Genomic DNA, 18,937 nt, shown 5'->3' on the forward strand with positions numbered 1-18,937 from the left:
AAAGACGTTCGACACGCCATAAACCCATCCATGGGGGCTTGAGGTTGGCATCCATGCCAACAACAGTCGACTTACTTTAATCAATGCTTAGGGGTTTAGATCTGCATTCGAATTAAAAAGACAGCCGCTACAAGTTCAAATATTTCATTCTAGCCGCTATCTTTAATAAACATGTTTTTAATAACAATCATTCCTAAATTATCACTGCGATAGGTGCAATAATGTCTTCTTCAAATACGCCGTCTTCAACCATTTCGCCACCAGCGCTTAAGCCTCTAAAACTAAACAGTGCTGGATTAGGTCAATCAACGACGAGCAAAGAAAAACCTGCGCCTGTAAGCAGTAAATTACAAGCTCCCAAGTTAAATTTCTCTCTTGGTGGTTCTGATAACAACAATTCAAAAAGCACAGCTAAACCAGCAACTTCCAAGTTAACGCCACCTAAGCTTAACTTTGCTCTTGGTGGTAGTAAGTCGTCGGGTTCTTCAAAACTGGCAACACCAAAGCTGAGTTTTTCACTTGGTGAAACGGTAGCTAAACCAAGCATAAAGTCGACGACATGGTCACCGACTACAACGTCATTAGTATTGGTTAAGCGTGAATTAGAAACGCATGACTCAATGAGCTTTACTTTTGCGGCAGCAGACCAAACTTTATTTGATTTTAAACCGGGTCAATTCGTGACATTAGCGGTAGAAATCGACGGTAAAACCCATTATCGCGCCTATTCAATTAGCTCTGTGCCACAGCAAAAACAATTACGTTTAACCATTAAGCGTGTACCTGACGGCTTAGTTTCGAACTGGTTAGCGGATAACTTAGCTATCGGCGATAACTTATCGGCATTAAACATTGCCGGCCAATTCAATAGCAGCGATTGCCAACACAAAGCAAAACTACTTTTGGTTAGCGCAGGTTGTGGTATCACCCCAGTCATGTCGATTGCCAAAACATTATTAGCGCAAGATAGCGATGCAGACATTGAGTTCTTACATTGCGCCCGAGACAAAGACAACGTTATCTTCCATGCTGAAATGCAGACGTTAACCGCTCAACACAGCAATTTCAAAGTGCAATTATTACTGGAAAACAGTGATGGTTTTGCTACTTTCAGTCGTGAAAACAACAGTAACGCGCTAGCACATCAAACAGGCATGGTGAGTAAAGACGTTATTCAGCAGTTATATCCAGATTTACAAGATCGTACTATCTTCTTGTGTGGTCCTGTCGGCTTTATGAAAGCAGTAGAAAATATTGCCCAAGAAAGTGACTTTGATATGGCAAACTTCTTCCAAGAAAGCTTTACACCAGCTGCAGATAACAAACAGCAAGATAACCTTTCACTAGACGCATCAGGTGCATCAACAGCCAGTGTTATGTTGTACGTGCCCGACTTTGCTGTAGAGAAAAAGGTGGTACAAGGTGCATCACTATTAGAGTTATTAGAAAACAATGGTGTGCCAATTATCGGCGCTTGTCGCGCAGGTGTTTGCGGCTCGTGTAAGTGTAAAGTCACTAGCGGTGAAGTGAAGTCCACCAGCAGTGAAACGCTTACAGCGGCAGAAATTGAACAAGGGTTTGTATTAGCCTGTTCAAGTACAGTTGAGGGGGATATCACTGTAGCACTCAGCTAATCAAGCAAGTGAGTGAAATAATACAAGGTAAGTATCGAGTTATCGTGAAGTGGCTGACTTTATCGATAGCTCGATTTTATGTGCAGAGTTATTTCCCCATTTATTCCTCAATTTATTCCTCAATTTATTCCTCAATTTATTCTCTGATCTATTCCTCAATCTAGTCAACTAGATTAACTCTGCTACGCTTAATAAGAGACATAGTAGAGGATAAACTCAATGAATTATAAACATATATTAGTCGCTGTCGATTTAACTAACCCCAGTGAAATAGTGATGGGTAAAGCGACCGCATTAGCAAGAGAGACTAATGCTAAGCTTTCACTTATTTATGTTAGTTCGCATCATTTGAAAGTGTCTGCTCCTGGGGGGATTCCATGGTTAGCGTCGCATGACATCGAAGATACAGACCCAGACGAAAAAGAACAGGAGCACTACCAAACAGATCTCAACGCATTAGCTGAACAGCTTGATTACCCCGTTGAAAATAGGTTAGTTTTAATGGGCGAGTTAGACGTAGAATTAACCACAGCTATCCATCAATTAGAAGCTGATCTATTAGTGTGTGGACACCACCATGATTTATGGAGCCGGTTAATATCTTCAATACGAAAAATTGCTAACGCTGTCGATACCGATCTATTAATTGTTTATCTTTAAAAATAATGCCTCAACTTAATTCAGACCTTCAACGGCGATAGTTGAAGGCTAACTCCTCCCCCCCGCCGTTGCTCTTTTCTATTAATTTCTGATTATTTAAAAATGCCCCTTGACCTGTCTAAGGCTTCATAGTTTATAGTCTAGCTATTAATGAGGGGGAATCGAATGTATAAAATTTCTGAATTAGCACAAAAAGTTAACTTAAGTCGTACCACTTTGCTTTATTACGAAAAGCTTGGGCTAATTTCATCTAAACGGCAAGCGAATGGCTATCGAAGCTATTCCGAGTTCGATCTCCAGCGCGTTAAACTCTTACAACAATTACAGGCAGGTGGATTGTCGCTTAAAGAATGCCAAGCATGCCTTGAAGCTAAAATTAATCGAGCACAATTACTGCAGCGACTACAGACGTTGGATGAAGACATAGCCCAAAAGCAGAAGTCGAGAGAGCTGCTTTCGTCCATGTTAGGCATGAGTTCAATGCGAGATTGGCACCAGACGACGGATAAACACGCGCCATCAGCCCACTTAGATTGGTTAATGACACAGGGATTCAGTGAAACACAAGCGTTGAGGTTAAAATGGTTATCAAAAGATATGAATAATCATGAGCAATATATGCGTGAATTTGAGTTCATCTTTGATGGATTAGACAGACTAGGTCCCAGCTCTACAGATGATTCAATAAAGGCATTGAGTAGCATCGCAGTTAAAACGGGTGAGCTATTAGAAATTGGTTGTGGTAAAGGGGTTACTACAATCGCCCTCGCTGAACATACCCAATTTGCTATTACTGGGTTAGATAATGATGAATATAATTTAAGTTGCTTAAAAGAACATTTAGCGCAGCAGCTACCGCCACTAGATCACTCATTACCACAAATAGAACTGATTTGTGCCAGCATGACAGATATGCCTTTTTCAGAGCAACAATTTGACGTTATCTGGTCTGAAGGCAGCGCCTATATCATGGGGATAAAGCAGGCATTAGAAAGCTGGAAACGTTTTATTAAACCAGAAGGCTATTTAGTGGTTAGCGATTTAGTCTGGTTAACTGATTCACCCGATGATGAGGTTCAGCAATTCTGGTTAGACGCTTATCCTGAAATGGCCACCGTTGCCAGTCGACAACAAATGATAGAAGACGCGAGTTATCAGGTGATTGATAGTTATACCTTGAACCAAGCATCTTGGGACAACTACCTGCTGCCTTTGCAGCAAAAAGCGAATCAGTTAGCAGACCATGTTTTTGTATCTCCTGCTTTAGCAGATTTACAAAAAGAGTTAACAATCCACAGTAAGTACTTAGGCCAATATGGCTATCAAATGTTTGTACTTAAACTTAGAAATTAAAGTGAAAATGAGAATTAATATGACAATCAGAACAGAAACGACAGCAGATCATAACGCGATAGAAACCTTAACTTATCGTGCCTTTGAGAATCACCCACACCATGCTCCCGGTGCAAAACCGACCGAGCATCTTATTATTAATAAGTTACGTGATGCTGGCGTATTAACTGTCTCTTTAGTGGCTGAAGATGACACGGGCATTATTGGCCATATCGCCCTCTCTCCTGTCGCGATTAATGGTGTTACGACTAATTGGTATGGACTTGGACCAGTAGCCGTTGCCCCAGAGCGCCAAGGTGAAGGCATTGGTCGCCAACTTATCGAAGCTAGTTTAGCAACAATAAAGTCCCAACATGCAGCTGGTGTCGTTTTACTGGGTGAACCTGAGTATTACGGTCGCTTTGGTTTTGAGGCTCATACAAATTTAACACTTGCAGGCGTGCCGCCTGAATACTTTATGATTAAATCATTATGTGATGATGACTGCACGACGACAGACAAGGCGAGCGTAGACAAAGCGAGCGTAGACAAAGCAATACCTGTGGGTGAAGTCACTTATCATGCCGCTTTTAGTTAAGTCTAATTCAACACCATCTTATGACGGTGTTGATACGACTTAGGACTAAGACCATAAAAACGTTTGAAGATACGACTGAAATGACTGCTACTGACAAACCCGAGTTCAAAACTAACTTGGGTTATCTGCATTCCCGTCTTAATCAATTCCGCCGCTTTCTTTAGGCGTTGTTGCTGCTGGAAAGCCAAAGGCGTACAACCAAATTGCGCTTTAAACTGATTGAAAAACTTCGTTCTGCACATACACGCAATACGGCACAACTGGTCTATCTCAATGCTTTCGTTTAAGTGTTGTTGAATAAACTCAACCGCCATAGTTAACCCACTGCGATCGGGTTGCTGTTGACAAAATGACATCATAAAGTCACGACTTTGCTGACGTAACAAACGTACCGTCAATTCTGATACCGCTAAATTAATCATGTAACTACGATCAGGATCGTCATCCACGTATAACTCAGTCATGCGCTGTAATAGTGCCTGCGTCTGGGCGTTGTGATGGGTATGTAGTAATTGTTGTTGATATTGCACAGGGCCAAATTCACTGTGCTTTTCAGCTTGAGCATTAAGGTTATCAGCTATTTTCGCGATGCGGTCGGTGGATATTTCAATCGCCAGACAACGGGTTGGCGCTGCTAAACTGGCAACCGGGAAATCAATTTCAACGCTTTGGCTTGGCGCTAATACAAAGGATTCATGGGGGACAAAGTCACTGTCATAACTGGCATCCTGACTATGCATGACCTTTTTACCGCTGATCATGGCGCAAAATAACGGGTTTTCTGACTTTAACTCCACCCGCTTAGCTTGTTGAAAAGTATCATAAATACTTAACTGAGACTCGGGGCCGTCATAGCTGGTTTGGTTTTCTACCATCACTTCTGGCTGAAATTCGGGATCGAGGTTAGATCCTCTATTAGGTTTTTGATTAGACAATATCTGCATCACACACTTCCTTGTTATGGACTGAGAGTCAATTTTTGCGAACTCCCAGCGCAGTTTATGACACAGCGTCATGATAACTTCACTCTCTCGCAAAAAACAATAACTAAAGGAAAGAGTTATGATCTATGCAGCACCTGGAACCAAAGATGCACTTATAAATTTTAAGCCGCGCTACCAAAACTTCATTGGCGGTCAATGGGTAGAGCCGCAAAACGGCTGCTACTTTGACAACATCAGCCCAATCAATGGCGAAGTCATCTGTCAGATTCCACGTTCCAACTACCTAGATATCGAACTAGCACTGGACGCAGCACATAAAGCCAAAGATGCATGGGGCTCAGCGTCAGTCACTGTTCGCTCTAATACCCTACTTAAAATCGCTGATCGTTTAGAAGCAAATATCACCAAATTAGCCATCGCTGAAACCTGGGATAACGGTAAAGCCATTCGTGAAACACTAGCCGCCGATATTCCTTTAGCGGTTGATCATTTCCGTTACTTCGCAGGTTGCTTACGTGCTCAAGAAGGCAGTATTGGTGATCTCGATGAGAATACAGTCTCATATCATTTTCATGAACCACTCGGTGTTGTTGGCCAAATCATTCCGTGGAACTTCCCTATTTTAATGGCTGCATGGAAACTAGCACCTGCATTAGCTGCTGGTAACTGCGTGATCTTAAAACCTGCCGAGCAAACACCCGCATCTATCTTGGTATTGATGGAGTTAATTGAAGACCTATTACCTGCAGGTGTACTGAATATCGTCAACGGTTACGGCGCTGAAGCGGGTCAAGCACTGGCTAGCAGCACACGTATTGCTAAGATCGCGTTTACGGGTTCAACACCTGTTGGTTCGCACATTCTAAAATGCGCGGCTGAAAACATCATTCCATCAACCGTCGAACTCGGTGGGAAATCACCAAACATCTTCTTCCCCGATATTATGAGCCATGAAGATGCTTACCTGAGTAAATGTATCGAGGGCGTGGTATTAGCCTATTTCAATCAGGGCGAAGTCTGTACTTGTCCATCACGCTTGTTAGTACATGAAGATATCTATGAGCAGTTTATGGCTAAGATCATCGAGCGCACTCAACAGATCAAACGTGGTAATCCATTGGATACCGAAACCATGGTTGGCGCACAAGCATCGAAAGAACAATTTGAGAAGATCTTAAAATACATCGAGATTGGTAAAGAAGAAGGCGCTGAACTGCTTATTGGTGGCGAGATTGAAGAAGTACATACCGATCATGAAGACGGTTTCTATATCCAGCCTACCTTGTTTAAAGGCACCAATAAAATGCGTATCTTCCAAGAAGAAATTTTTGGCCCTGTGATCGCAGTAACAACATTCAAAACCGAAGCTGAAGCATTAGAGATAGCCAATGATTCTGAATTTGGTTTAGGTGCTGGAGTTTGGAGTCGCGACATGAACGTGGCTTACCGTATGGGTCGTAAGATCCAAGCTGGTCGCGTATGGACAAACTGTTACCACATGTACCCTGCCCACGCCGCATTTGGGGGTTATAAGAAATCCGGTGTTGGTCGTGAAACCCATAAAGTGGCACTAGAGCATTATCAGCAGACTAAAAACTTACTGGTTAGCTATGACGTTAACCCACTTGGTTTCTTTTAGTTAAGTTTCTATTTTAAACTCTTCAATTAGCAGCTTAACGGTTATCTCATTATCGTTAAGTTGCTAATTTAGACCTATGTCCCCTATAGTGACTTTACCCCAGATTAATCACATCTGAAATCTAACTCGCCAACACGTGCAAACAATCTTTGTGACAGAATCCCTAAACTTGCCTTTTATAGCTTACCAACAAGCGTACTCGGATGGCTTGTCCGAATATAAGCAGTTACAATGCATAGCATTATATCCGCCGTATCTTAATTATTAATTTCTTAGATTCAAATATTAAGTGCATAACTCGCGTCTTAAATTATATTAAAAACTGGTAATGTATTATGAAACGATCGTTTTTCGCGCTTAGCTATTCCAATTCCATTAGGTACTGCATTGTTTTATTTTTTGCATTTTGCTCGACATTACTGTCCGCTGAAGTAATTAATGAACCTGCGACGACTAAACAGGTCGTGATTAATAAGTCTGTAGAGCAACAAATGTCAATGTTGTCCGACACGGAAGTTAGATCACGGTTACGCGAAGAGTTGAATAATCAGCTTGAGAAGAAAAATGAGTCAAGTTACACGGCCGCACTGAGTGTTATCAATGTAAGTATGGGCAATACGCTTTTTGCTTTTGAAGATGCCCAAAGCAAAATCGTCAATATAGACAAAGCCATTGATGATTTAACAACAGTATTTATGCAAGATTTCACACAGCCTCAGCAACTACTCTATGCTTTCTTACAACTCATCATATTATTATGCATTGCTTTTACCATCGAAATTATATGCCTAAAGATTTTCACACAATACAAAGCAAAAACTAAACCTAATGATCATTCATTAAAAGCCAATCGATTATTATCATTAGGAAAAATAACAGTTAATAGATTAGTTGGCATCACCGTTTTTTATGCTACTTGTCGATTAGTCCTGCCTTATTTATTTACTCAACAGAGTATGTATTTAACCGCAGGCGCACTATTAGACTACATCATGATTGCGCGCTTAACCTACATTGGCTGTGCATTTTTCTTCGCTCCTCAGCATCCTAATTTACGCTTGTTTAACCTAAATGATACCTTAGCTCGAAATTTACTTAATCGATTAGTTATGGTTAGCTTACTTTCTGCATTAGGTGTATTCATCGAATTATTCAACGATTTAGGGATAGCGCAAGAGATCTATAAATTAGGTTTTTGGACAAACATAGTGTCTTACCTTGCTATGATTATTGCCGTTTATCTCAGCAGAGAAGGCATTAAGCACATGCTATTGCACCATGATATTAACAATAGTAAACGACGGAGTTTATTTGCGAATATATGGCCAGCGTTAGTGATCACTTGCATTGTATTAGTTTGGTTCACTTTAGAAATAGTGATGGCCAATGTTGGTTTTGATGATGATATCGTCTACGCGGCGACTTTCACTATGCTCGCTATCATATCTGTGCCTTTTTTTGATATTGTACTTATTACCATCGTGGACAGCCGCTATCCAATTAATAGTGACCAATCAAATACCCAAGATAAACTCAATTTATCTTTAAAGGTCAGTATATTACGCATAGCAAGAATCGTTACTTTTATGACTGTTGTGCTTATATTATCTTTGCTATGGGGGGTAAATTATTTAAGTATCAGTTCGCAGGGACTTATCGCGACAGCGATCATTAAAGTAATAGAAGCGTCGACCTTATTACTGTTTGGCTTAATTTGTTGGGAAATCGTTAATATCTATATTCAGCGTAAATTAGCGCAAGAACTGCCAGATGGAAACGAAGAAACTATGGATTCAGAGGGTGGTCAGGGGTTATCTCGAACAGCAACATTACTTCCTCTGATTAAAAACACCTTGGCATTTTTCATTTTTGTTTTATCTGTATTTAGCGCACTCTCTACGCTAGGAGTTAACACGACCGCACTGCTAGCAAGTGTCGGTGTGTTAGGTTTAGCCATCGGTTTTGGAGCGCAGACGTTAGTAAAGGATATAGTGTCAGGGGTATTTTTCCTGATTGATGATGCTTTTAGAATGGGGGAATATGTGGTGATTGGCAGTACCAAGGGCACGGTTGAAAAAATCGCATTACGCTCATTGAGATTAAGGCATCACCTTGGCGCACTGCACACTGTACCTTACGGGGAAATTCCAAGTTTAACCAACCACAGCCGTGATTGGATTATTATGAAATTACCTTTTCTTGTTCCACACCATACTGACATAAATAAAGTTAAAAAATTATTCAAAGTACTAGGTAAAGAACTTTTAGCGCACCCTGAGCTAGGTAAAGATTTTATTGAACCATTCAAAAGCCAAGGAGTACAATCAGTAGATGAAGTTGGCATGTTGATTCGAGGCAAGTTTACATGCAAGCCAGGCTGTCAATTTATGATTAGAAAGCAAGTCTATCTGCGGGTGCAGGAAATATTTGCTGAAAATAATATTGAATTTGCTAAACGCAAGGTGGAAGTGCAATTGCCAGAAGGAATACATCCAGCGCTAATTGCTCCTTTAAGTGCGGCGGCAGGATCTGCCGCAACGATTGTTGAACGTGCAGATGAACGTAGCTTACCGTAAGATCCAAGCCGGTCGCGTATGGACAAACTGTTACCACATGTACCCTGCCCACGCTGTATTTGGCGATTATAAGAAATCTGGTGTTGGTCGTGAAACCCATAAAGTGGCGCTAGAGCATTATCAACAAACTAAAAAATTACTGGTTAGCGATGACGTTAACCCACTTGGTTTCTTTTAATTAGGCTTCTATTTTAATTAATATTCTATTCTAGTTTATTCAATTAGCAGCTTAACGGTTATCTCATTATCGTTAAGCTGAGTTTGGGGATAGATCTAACACCATTAGAAGATAAACCATTGCCACCAGAGTTGCCCTATACGGTTAAGCAAAAACTTGATGATATGGCTCATTCGTATCCCAACTTGCTTTCTGTACGCTATTTACGTACACTTTATTTATGAAATGTATATTTGTAGAATCAAAAATATTTGAGAAATACCGAGATGAGCATCTCAGTGATGAAGAGTTTAGACTCTTTCAAGCTGAGCTGATGTCAAACCCGAAGCAGGGTGATGTGATTCAAGGTACAGGTGGTTTGCGAAAGGTTAGAGTTGCAAGTAAGGGTAAAGGAAAACGTGGTGGCTCACGTGTTATTTATTACTTCCTTGATGAAAAACGACGTTTCTATTTACTTACTATTTATGGAAAAAGTGAAATGTCGGATTTAACCGCAGATCAAAAGAAACAGTTAAAGTCTTTTATGGAGGTATGGCGCAATGAGCAATCGTGATTTGTTTACAGAATTAAGCTCAGCTCTTGTTGAAGCAAAAGAGCATTCCGAGGGGAAACTTACCCTTAAAACACATCAAGTTAATGATGTAAGTGAACTTAATATCTCACCTAATGAAATTGTACATATTAGAGAAAAGTTTAATATGTCACGTGGTGTTTTTGCTAGCTTACTTCATACATCATCTCGTACTTTAGAAAACTGGGAACAAGGACGCAGTGCTCCAAATGGGCAAGCAGTTACTCTTTTGAAATTAGTACAACGTCATCCAGAAACTCTCACGCACATAGCTGAGCTATAACAAGACGATATGGTGACAGCAGGAATTCTTGGCAGTGATAAAATCAGTAAATCGACTGAATATTTTTTAGGTTAAACATAACACTCGTTATCTGTATTAAGAAGCCTAGTAACACAGCAGCAAAATAGGGTTAGGTTGAGGCGCATCGTCTAAGTTGATTAAGCGTACCGTATGGGTCGTAAGATCCAAGCTGGTCGCGTATGGACAAACTGTTACCACATGTACCCTGCCCACGCAGCATTTGGTGGTTATAAGAAATCCGGTGTTGGTCGTGAAACCCATAAAGTGGCACTAGAGCATTACCAATAGACTAAAAACTTACTGGTTAGCTATGACGTTAACCCGCTTGGTTTCTTTTAATTTAACCTTCTAATTCTAGTTTATTCCATTAGCAGCCTAACGGCTGTCAAAAGACCGTTAAGCTACGGAATTAAATGTAAGTTACATTTTTATTCTAGAGTTCCAGCTAGTTCTATTACTTTTTTCATGTCATCCCAATTCCAATATTTACACCCGCTGCGGCTATCAAATTGCATATTACTCATAGATTGACCCAGGAAATTTTGATATTCCTGAGTAGTACTTGATTGCATTTCAGTTCTAAATGCAGCACTTTTTGGCAATAAGTAATTTGTTTCGGATTCACCCCAGCGATCTTTACTAATATGTTTTGAATAAGTAATGTTATTCATTGACTGTTTGATGAAATCAATCGATAAGAAATCATCTGAAATAGCATAATTAGGCTTAGATAGTTCAGGTTCTGGTGAATAATACCTTGTCCTTTTCTCATATACGTCTTGAGATTTATCATGTTCAATCAAACCAATTAGAAGAGCTGGGATGTTTATGTATTGTGCATTTCCTGTTTTTTCAAGCGTATTCATTGCTGCTCGTAGACAAGATTGAAACTTGTTCATTAGCTGATCAATGTCTCTTATATGTAAATCGTACGCTGTAGATAGTACGCTAACTATTTTATTAATTGATTGATCTGTCGTACCGTTGAATATTGTAGGAAATAATTGCAATCGATTGTACTGGCTATAGCTTATTCCAGTCGCATTTAGGTAGGCTTCAATGTCTGGTAAAGGTAGTGTTGCCTTTCGATCAAAGAACTTCTTGAGGTATTGCTTTGAATCAAAATTATTGCCGTATACAGCATTTATCGAATGAGACAATTGTTCTGTATCTGTAGCGACAAGAAAGACGAAATTGTCAGTTTTAAAGAAGTGCTTTATTACTTCAAGCATTTCAATTGCGTAGGTTGGACGACAACGATCTAGCTCATCGACGAGTACTACAACTGGGATTTCTGCACCATAATTAGATTTCAGAACTTCAGCTAGTTGCGATAAACACTCTCTAATTTTGCTAATTGCTTCAATTTGCTGTGAATATTCTGAAGACAGTTGCGTCATAAAATCTGTTGGACTTTCATCAAAAAGTTTCATCATCGCGTTGGAACCAATGGTTGAGTCTTCTAAGTACTTCTTAGAAGCATAACCTGCAACACCAACAGCAGTTGCTTTAATAGCTTTGCCTAAAAACTGCTTTAAACGCTTGGTATTTTCTTGGCTGCCGATTCCATTGTTAAATAATTCAATTTGTGTCAATAGTTCACTGGTGATTACCGTTAAAGGTTCTTTCGAAAAATCGCTTTCCCACGCATCAATATAAATAACAGGGTGCTTTTCCTGTAATAGGTGTGTGTACATACGTTTGAGAAACTCCGTTTTACCAGCACCCCATGAACCATTTAGATTGAGAACAAATCCATTTTTTTCACCGACTAGATAGCTACTTAAAAATTCTCCGTATTCTTTACGATCAAGCTTACAGTTTTCAAAGTTATGGGTTATTTTCCAATCTTCGTATTTTGCTTTATCCAGTATGCTCAAAATTTTATGCCCTCGTTATGTAAAATAACATTGTACCCTAAACTTAAGGGGTATAAATATGGTTTTACTATCATATAGATAACAATCCTCACCAAATCCCACCAACACATAATAACTGCATTTCCTCACCAACTAATAGATCGTTTGTATATTCAATTAAGCTTAATTGATTACTTCATTACACTGCGATTAAAGTTAGACATGACCAAGATTAGACACTACGAACAGTTAGCTGCGCTATATTCAGATCCAAGATCTTCATCCTTTAAAAAATCAAATCCATATTAGCCCCGTACAAGTTGCACTTCAGTCGTTTAAAACTCATACTAAAATCAATTACAGAATAACTTCGTACAACAGGAGGCTTTATGGCTACTACAAGACTTGATATCCGTTTGGATGAAGAAATCAAAGCTAAGGCTGAGAAAGCATCTGCTTTACTTGGTTTAAAAAGTTTAACTGAATATGTTGTTCGTCTAATGGACGAAGATTCTACTCAGGTGATTGCTGAGCATGAAACCATCACGATTGAAGCTAATGTATTTGACCAATTCATGATTACTTGTGACGAGGCTAAAGCGCCGAATAAGGCATTACTGGAAGCAGTTAAATTTACTAAAAGTGGTGAGTTTAAGTGAGTGATTCACTTAGATGTATCAAGTAATCAACCCCAACCCAGAGTAAGACTTTTATTACCACTCTCCCCTTCCTCAAAGTTACATTGATCCTTTTTCGACATTCATTCGTATAGATTCATTAAGAATTGTGAGTAGGTAGCAAAAACCAACGTACTTAGATATCACTGTATGGCAGACGTCGATGGTTATACCTGTTGGTTACTTACAAATTTTCTGTCGATAAACCCATTGCTAAAAGATGAGGCGTTAATGAATATTTTCATTTTAGATACTGACATTCAAAAGTGTGCACAATACCACTGTGATCAACATGTGGTGAAAATGATCTTAGAAAGTGTACAACTACTCTGTACTGCATTAAATAAAAAAGGCTTCATAACTCCTTACAAGTCGACCCATTCAAATCACCCTTCTGTATTATGGGTGGAGGAATCTTATGACAATTTTTTGTGGCTTAAACAATTAACGTTGGCACTCAATAAAGAATATAAATATCGATACAATAAAGAAGTAGATCACAAATCAATAGCAGCACTAAATGAAATTAGTCACTATTCATTTCCGGCCATTGGTTTAACCGCGTTTCCTCAAGCGATGCCAGACAACTATAAAGTTGATAACGATGCCGTCAGTGCCTACAGAAATTTCTATATCGGGGATAAATCCAAATTTGCAAAGTGGACTAAACGTGTGGTGCCAAAGTGGTTTACCGAAGGTTTATGAGGAGTTCTTATCCTGTATTTAAAAGAAAACTCCCTCTTAGCCCTCAGTCCTTAACCCCCACCAACACATAATAACTTGCATTTCCTCACCAACTAATAGATCATTTGTATAGTCAATTAAGCTTAATCGATTACTTCACTACACAACTATTAAAATTAGACGTTATCAAGGTTAGACACTATGAACAGTTCGCCGCGCTATATTCAGATCCAAGACTTCATCCTTGAAAAAATCAATACCCATGTTTGGCTGCCTGGTAACAAGATCCCAACAGAGCTAGAGTTAACCAAGCAATTTAATGTCAGCCGGATGACAGTGAATAAAGCCATACGCGATCTAGTCAATCAAGGTCTGTTAGAAAGAACGCCGCGCCTAGGTACCTTTGTATGCCAGAAAAAGGTCGAGTCATCCCTGAGTGATATTCGTAATATTGCCGATGAGATCCGCCAGCGCGGTAAAACCTACAGTAATAAAATACTGCGTCAGGTGACGATACCTGCAGATGATGAAATCGCGATACGCTTGGGTGTTAGAATAGATACGCCAATTTTCTTTAGTGAAATCATACATTACGAAGACGATACTGCATTACAGTTAGAAGTGCGCTGGGTCAACCCACTGTTCGCGCCAGAGTACATTACGCAGGACTTCAGCCTAGCGACACCCAATGAATACTTAACTAAAAACTGCCCATTAAGTTCGATTGAACATACGGTTGAAGCGGTTATGCCAACAACTTCTATCCAACAAAACTTGAACTTAACAGCGCTGCAACCTTGTTTATTACTCAATCGTCGCACCTGGAGCAAGCAAGACTTGATCAGTGTTGCCCTACTTTATCACCCAGCAGATAAATACAAACTAAGCCTGAAAGCTGAAATATAGCACTGCCGATTCAACGCCAAATCAACTTATACCGCTAAACTATTACCTTCTCTTACGCTAAATGATTACGGCAAAACGTGTCGATTTAATATCGACACACATCATAAAAAACACCTCAAACAATTAACAAAACCACAACCAGATCACAACAATTTCATTTGTAACTTGCGCTGCATCCTTAAATTGTCTATTTAATTGTATATACATTTAAACCTACACTTTTAATAAAGGTTTATAATGTACTTATACTTTAATCTAACAACGTGAGTGACTGATGAGTTTATTGCTAACCAATACAACAATTGTAACCATGGATCAAAGTGATTCCGATTACCAAACCCAACCTCATTGTTACATTGCAATGGCGCACGGTAAGATCGTCGAAATTGGTGCAATGCAACAATGCCCAACAACCGCTTTCACTGACGTTATCGATTGCCAAAACCGTCTTATCACGCCGGGTCTTATCGACAGCCACACCCATCTGGTATTTGCTGGCAACCGCGCGAAAGAATTTGAGCAACGCTTAACAGGCGTGCCGTATGAAACCATCGCTAAACAAGGTGGCGGCATTCTTTCTACTGTTAACGCCACTCGTGCAGCAACTGAAGCAGAGTTAGTCGAACTCGCACTTAAGCGCCTATCAGCACTGACCGCAGATGGTGTTACAACGATTGAAATCAAATCAGGTTATGGGCTAACCCTTGAAGATGAATTGAAAATGCTACGTGCTGCCAAACAATTAGAGCAGCACGCCAATATCAAAGTATCAACCACACTGCTCGCAGCACATGCCGTACCGCCAGAATATAAAGGCGATGCCGATAGTTACATCCGTTACGTGTGTGACGAAATCATACCCGCCGCTGTTGACGCCAAGTTAGTCGATGCTGTTGATGTATTTTGTGAAGGTATTGGCTTTAACTTAGCGCAAACCAAATCAGTATTTGAAACGGCCTTATCGTATGGACTCAACATCAAAGGTCACACCGAACAATTAAGCAATTTAGGCGGGAGTGAACTGGCTGCCAAAATGGGCGCGACCTCGGTTGATCATATCGAATACCTTGACGAACAAGGCGTGAAAGCACTGGCTGAACATGGCACAGTCGCGACCCTGCTACCTGGCGCATTTTACTTTTTAAGAGAAACCCAGTTACCACCAATTAAATTGTTGCGTCAACATAACGTGCCAATGGCATTAGCAACCGATTTCAATCCGGGCACCTCGCCTATCGCATCATTAACTATGATGATGAATATGGGCTGTACTTTATTCAGATTAACACCCGAAGAAGCACTGCGTGGCGTGACTTGTCATGCCGCCCGTGCATTAGGGTTACAAGACGCTCGCGGCCAAATTAAAGTCGGATACGATGCTGATTTAGCAATCTGGGATATCGACCACCCTGCACAGTTAGCCTATGAAATCGGCACACCAAGACTACACGCACGCATCTTAAATGGAGCGCTTTGTCATGACTAAAGCTGTTAATCCACAAACACAAACGACAGTGGCTAATCCTGCCGCGAACAGCCATGAGCCGAATAGCCACGCACCGACAAGCGCTGATATTTGGCAAGGTCGAATTGACGCCGAAGACGGTGAAGCAGGCATGCGTTTTCATCAAAAAGTAAAACGAATCAATAACGAAAACCCGCTGCATGAGCAATTAACAAACCAAGCTGGCGTTGTGCTACTCGGTTTCGCCTGTGACGAAGGCGTTAAACGTAATAAAGGCCGTGTTGGCGCAGTACAAGCACCAGATGTGATCCGTAAAGCGTTAGCCAATATGGCGTGGCATCATGGCAATCCTGCTGCCATGACTACTAATGAAAATACTAATGAAAGCACTAACACATCAACCTTTATTGATGGCGGCAATATCTATTGCAACGATACTGATCTAGCCCGTAGCCAACAAGAACTGGCTAGTCATGTCGAAGTCGCACTCAACAACCAAAGCAAGGTGATCGTATTAGGCGGCGGACACGAGATAGCTTGGGGCACATTCCAAGGCTTGGCACAGCACTTTCAACGCTCTAATATAAGTTCAGACGCAAACAAGCCTAAGATCGGTATCATCAACTTCGATGCCCATTTTGATTTGCGTACCTATTCAACAGACGATAAAGCATTCCCGACCAGCTCTGGCACGCCCTTTAATCAAATAGCTAAACACTGCCAACAACTAGGCTGGGAATTTAACTACGCTTGCCTTGGTGTCAGCCGCGCCAGCAATACCCAAGCGCTGTTTACATTAGCTGATGAACTCGGCGTTCATTATCGCGAAGACCACCAGCTGGCCTCTTATCTGCTTGCTGAACGTATCGTAGAGTTAACCACATTTATAGATAAGGTCGATTATCTCTATTTAACCATCGACATTGATGTGTTCTCGGCATGCACTGCGCCCGGTGTCAGTGCACCCGCAGCCCGAGGCATATCCCTTGAAAGTGTTGAAGCTTTATTACAACCCATCTTTAACGCTAAAAACGACGTAGGAAAAGCCAAGTTATTAGTGGCAGATCTGGCCGAATATAACCCCAATTTCGATATAGACAATCAAACTGCAAGGCTTGCAGCGCGACTCACGTGGGACATCTCCCGCGCTATGCTCTCAAATTAACGAATACATAACAGTTTAACTGAAAAGGAAATCCTAATGACTGATAAACGTTTAGATACATCTCGCACTATCATAGCCCCGCACGGCACCAAGCTCAATACCAAGTCGTGGCAAACCGAAGCGCCATTACGCATGTTAATGAACAACCTACATCCTGATGTTGCCGAACACCCCCATTCATTGGTGGTTTACGGTGGCATAGGTCGAGCGGCGCGTGATTGGGAATGTTACGACAAAATAGTCGAAGTACTTAAACGTTTAGAAGATGACGAAACCTTATTAGTACAATCAGGTAAACCGGTTGGCGTATTTCAAACCCACAGCAACGCACCGCGCGTATTAATTGCTAATTCAAATCTAGTACCACATTGGGCTAACTGGGAACACTTCAACAAGCTAGATAAAGCAGGCTTGATGATGTACGGACAAATGACAGCCGGTTCTTGGATCTACATCGGTTCGCAAGGCATTGTCCAAGGCACTTACGAAACATTCGTTGCTATGGCAAAACAACATTTTGATGGTCAAGCACAAGGCCGTTGGGTATTAACTGGTGGTTTAGGCGGCATGGGCGGCGCACAACCACTTGCAGCTACCATGGCTGGTTTTTCTATGATCGCCGTTGAATGTGATGAATCACGTATCGACTACCGTTTACGCACAGGTTATGTTGATAAGAAAGCCACCACATTGGATGAAGCACTCGCGCTACTTGATGATGCAATCAAAGCAGGCAAACCAACCTCGATTGGCTTATTAGGTAATGCCGCAGATATCTTCCCAGAATTAGTCAAGCGTGGCGTTGTGCCCGATTGTACTACCGACCAAACATCTGCTCACGATCCACTAAATGGCTATTTGCCACGAGGTTGGACCATGGCGCACGCTGCAGCAATGCGTAAAGAAGATGAAGCTGCCGTTGTTAAAGCTGCTAAACAGTCAATGGCAATCCAAGTTCAAGCCATGTTAGACCTACAAAAAGCAGGTTCAGCAACGGTTGATTACGGTAATAACATTCGCCAAATGGCGATGGAAGAAGGCGTAGAAAATGCGTTTGATTTCCCAGGTTTCGTTCCTGCTTATATACGTCCTTTATTTTGTGAAGGCATTGGTCCTTTCCGTTGGGTGGCATTGTCTGGCGATCCAGAAGATATCTACAAAACCGATCAAAAAGTAAAAGAGCTGATCCCAGATAATCCACAACTGCATAACTGGCTAGACATGGCGCGCGAACGTATTCAGTTCCAAGGTTTACCTGCACGTATTTGTTGGGTTGGTTTAAAAGACCGTCAACGTCTGGGCCTAGCCTTTAATGAGATGGTTAAAAATGGCGAACTGAAAGCACCGATTGTGATTGGCCGTGACCATCTAGATTCAGGTTCCGTTGCCAGCCCTAACCGTGAAACCGAAGGCATGATGGATGGTTCTGATGCTGTATCGGATTGGCCACTGTTAAACGCCCTGCTTAATACTGCCAGTGGCGCGACGTGGGTTTCACTGCATCATGGCGGCGGCGTTGGCATGGGATTTTCTCAACACTCCGGTATGGTGGTACTTTGTGACGGTACTGAAGATGCACATCAACGTATTAGCCGTGTGCTGCGTAATGACCCTGCGACAGGCGTTATGCGCCATGCTGATGCAGGTTATGATCTTGCAAAAACGTGCGCGAAAGAACAGAACTTAGACCTACCGATGCTTGATACAGCTAATAATCATAATAAATAGATAATCTTGGAGAATAA

16 protein-coding genes and 2 pseudogenes are annotated in these 18,937 nt (G+C 41.1%); 16 read left to right on the forward strand and 2 right to left on the reverse strand.

Going from position 1 to position 18,937, the window contains the following annotated elements; translation table 11 throughout:
* The first annotated feature begins 221 nt into the window (after positions 1–221).
* The 4 genes from FR932_RS09340 (at position 222) to FR932_RS09355 (ending at position 4,224) form a co-directional block, all read left to right on the forward strand.
* Complete coding sequence (locus FR932_RS09340; protein ID WP_019441788.1) at positions 222–1,634, forward strand: FAD-binding oxidoreductase; 1,413 nt, start codon at positions 222–224, stop codon at positions 1,632–1,634.
* A gap of 219 nt (positions 1,635–1,853) precedes the next feature.
* Positions 1,854–2,294 (forward strand): universal stress protein, encoded by a 441-nt coding sequence (locus FR932_RS09345; RefSeq protein WP_019441787.1) that lies wholly within the window; start codon positions 1,854–1,856, stop codon positions 2,292–2,294.
* A gap of 165 nt (positions 2,295–2,459) precedes the next feature.
* Positions 2,460–3,647: a MerR family transcriptional regulator gene (locus FR932_RS09350; RefSeq protein WP_019441786.1), complete on the forward strand. Its 1,188-nt coding sequence runs from the start codon at positions 2,460–2,462 to the stop codon at positions 3,645–3,647.
* A gap of 19 nt (positions 3,648–3,666) precedes the next feature.
* A complete protein-coding gene (locus tag FR932_RS09355) occupies positions 3,667–4,224 on the forward strand; it encodes a GNAT family N-acetyltransferase (RefSeq protein ID WP_240532413.1) in 558 nt (185 codons plus the stop codon).
* A gap of 2 nt (positions 4,225–4,226) precedes the next feature.
* On the opposite strand, the gene FR932_RS09360 is transcribed toward FR932_RS09355, so the two are convergent.
* Positions 4,227–5,168: an AraC family transcriptional regulator gene (locus tag FR932_RS09360; RefSeq protein ID WP_019441784.1), complete on the reverse strand. Its 942-nt coding sequence runs from the start codon at positions 5,166–5,168 to the stop codon at positions 4,227–4,229.
* Between the two features lie 118 nt (positions 5,169–5,286).
* On the opposite strand from FR932_RS09360, the gene exaC reads away from it, so the two are divergent.
* The 6 genes and pseudogenes from exaC to FR932_RS09390 all read left to right on the forward strand — a co-directional run.
* A complete protein-coding gene (gene exaC, locus FR932_RS09365) occupies positions 5,287–6,807 on the forward strand; it encodes an acetaldehyde dehydrogenase ExaC (protein ID WP_019441783.1) in 1,521 nt (506 codons plus the stop codon).
* A 335-nt stretch (positions 6,808–7,142) separates the two neighbouring features.
* A complete protein-coding gene (locus FR932_RS09370) occupies positions 7,143–9,383 on the forward strand; it encodes a mechanosensitive ion channel family protein (RefSeq protein WP_019441782.1) in 2,241 nt (746 codons plus the stop codon).
* Positions 9,379–9,561, forward strand: a pseudogene (locus FR932_RS09375) (aldehyde dehydrogenase family protein); the annotation flags it as partial. The gene FR932_RS09370 and the pseudogene FR932_RS09375, both read left to right, overlap by 5 nt.
* Positions 9,562–9,781: 220 nt before the next feature.
* Positions 9,782–10,114 carry a type II toxin-antitoxin system RelE/ParE family toxin gene (locus FR932_RS09380; protein ID WP_019441780.1) on the forward strand — a complete coding sequence of 111 codons (333 nt, stop codon included), beginning with the start codon at positions 9,782–9,784 and terminating at the stop codon, positions 10,112–10,114.
* The gene (locus tag FR932_RS09385; protein WP_019441779.1) at positions 10,101–10,415 is read left to right on the forward strand and encodes a helix-turn-helix domain-containing protein; all 315 of its coding nucleotides are present in this window, start codon (positions 10,101–10,103) and stop codon (positions 10,413–10,415) included. Before FR932_RS09380 ends, FR932_RS09385 begins: the two co-directional genes overlap by 14 nt.
* Positions 10,416–10,577: 162 nt before the next feature.
* Positions 10,578–10,724 (forward strand): annotated as a pseudogene (locus FR932_RS09390) (aldehyde dehydrogenase family protein); the annotation flags it as partial.
* A gap of 140 nt (positions 10,725–10,864) precedes the next feature.
* Here FR932_RS09390 and FR932_RS09395 read toward each other — a convergent pair.
* Positions 10,865–12,316 (reverse strand): KAP family P-loop NTPase fold protein, encoded by a 1,452-nt coding sequence (locus FR932_RS09395; protein WP_019441777.1) that lies wholly within the window; start codon positions 12,314–12,316, stop codon positions 10,865–10,867.
* 368 nt (positions 12,317–12,684) lie between these two features.
* Between FR932_RS09395 and FR932_RS09400 the strand changes: the two genes are divergently transcribed.
* From FR932_RS09400 to hutU, 6 genes are all read left to right on the forward strand, one after another.
* Positions 12,685–12,954 (forward strand): type II toxin-antitoxin system TacA family antitoxin, encoded by a 270-nt coding sequence (locus FR932_RS09400; RefSeq protein WP_019441776.1) that lies wholly within the window; start codon positions 12,685–12,687, stop codon positions 12,952–12,954.
* A gap of 168 nt (positions 12,955–13,122) precedes the next feature.
* Positions 13,123–13,677, forward strand: a complete 555-nt coding sequence (locus FR932_RS09405; protein WP_019441775.1) for a pyrimidine dimer DNA glycosylase/endonuclease V — start codon at positions 13,123–13,125, stop codon at positions 13,675–13,677.
* Between the two features lie 180 nt (positions 13,678–13,857).
* Positions 13,858–14,562: a histidine utilization transcriptional repressor HutC gene (hutC, locus tag FR932_RS09410; RefSeq protein WP_019441774.1), complete on the forward strand. Its 705-nt coding sequence runs from the start codon at positions 13,858–13,860 to the stop codon at positions 14,560–14,562.
* Between the two features lie 274 nt (positions 14,563–14,836).
* Positions 14,837–16,048 carry an imidazolonepropionase gene (gene hutI / locus FR932_RS09415; protein WP_019441773.1) on the forward strand — a complete coding sequence of 404 codons (1,212 nt, stop codon included), beginning with the start codon at positions 14,837–14,839 and terminating at the stop codon, positions 16,046–16,048.
* Positions 16,041–17,192 (forward strand): formimidoylglutamase, encoded by a 1,152-nt coding sequence (hutG, locus tag FR932_RS09420; protein ID WP_019441772.1) that lies wholly within the window; start codon positions 16,041–16,043, stop codon positions 17,190–17,192. Before hutI ends, hutG begins: the two co-directional genes overlap by 8 nt.
* Positions 17,193–17,228: 36 nt before the next feature.
* The gene (hutU, locus tag FR932_RS09425; protein ID WP_019441771.1) at positions 17,229–18,920 is read left to right on the forward strand and encodes a urocanate hydratase; all 1,692 of its coding nucleotides are present in this window, start codon (positions 17,229–17,231) and stop codon (positions 18,918–18,920) included.
* Positions 18,921–18,937 lie beyond the last annotated feature (17 nt).

Source organism: Moritella marina ATCC 15381, from assembly GCF_008931805.1.
Classification (GTDB): Bacteria; Pseudomonadota; Gammaproteobacteria; order Enterobacterales; family Moritellaceae; genus Moritella; species Moritella marina.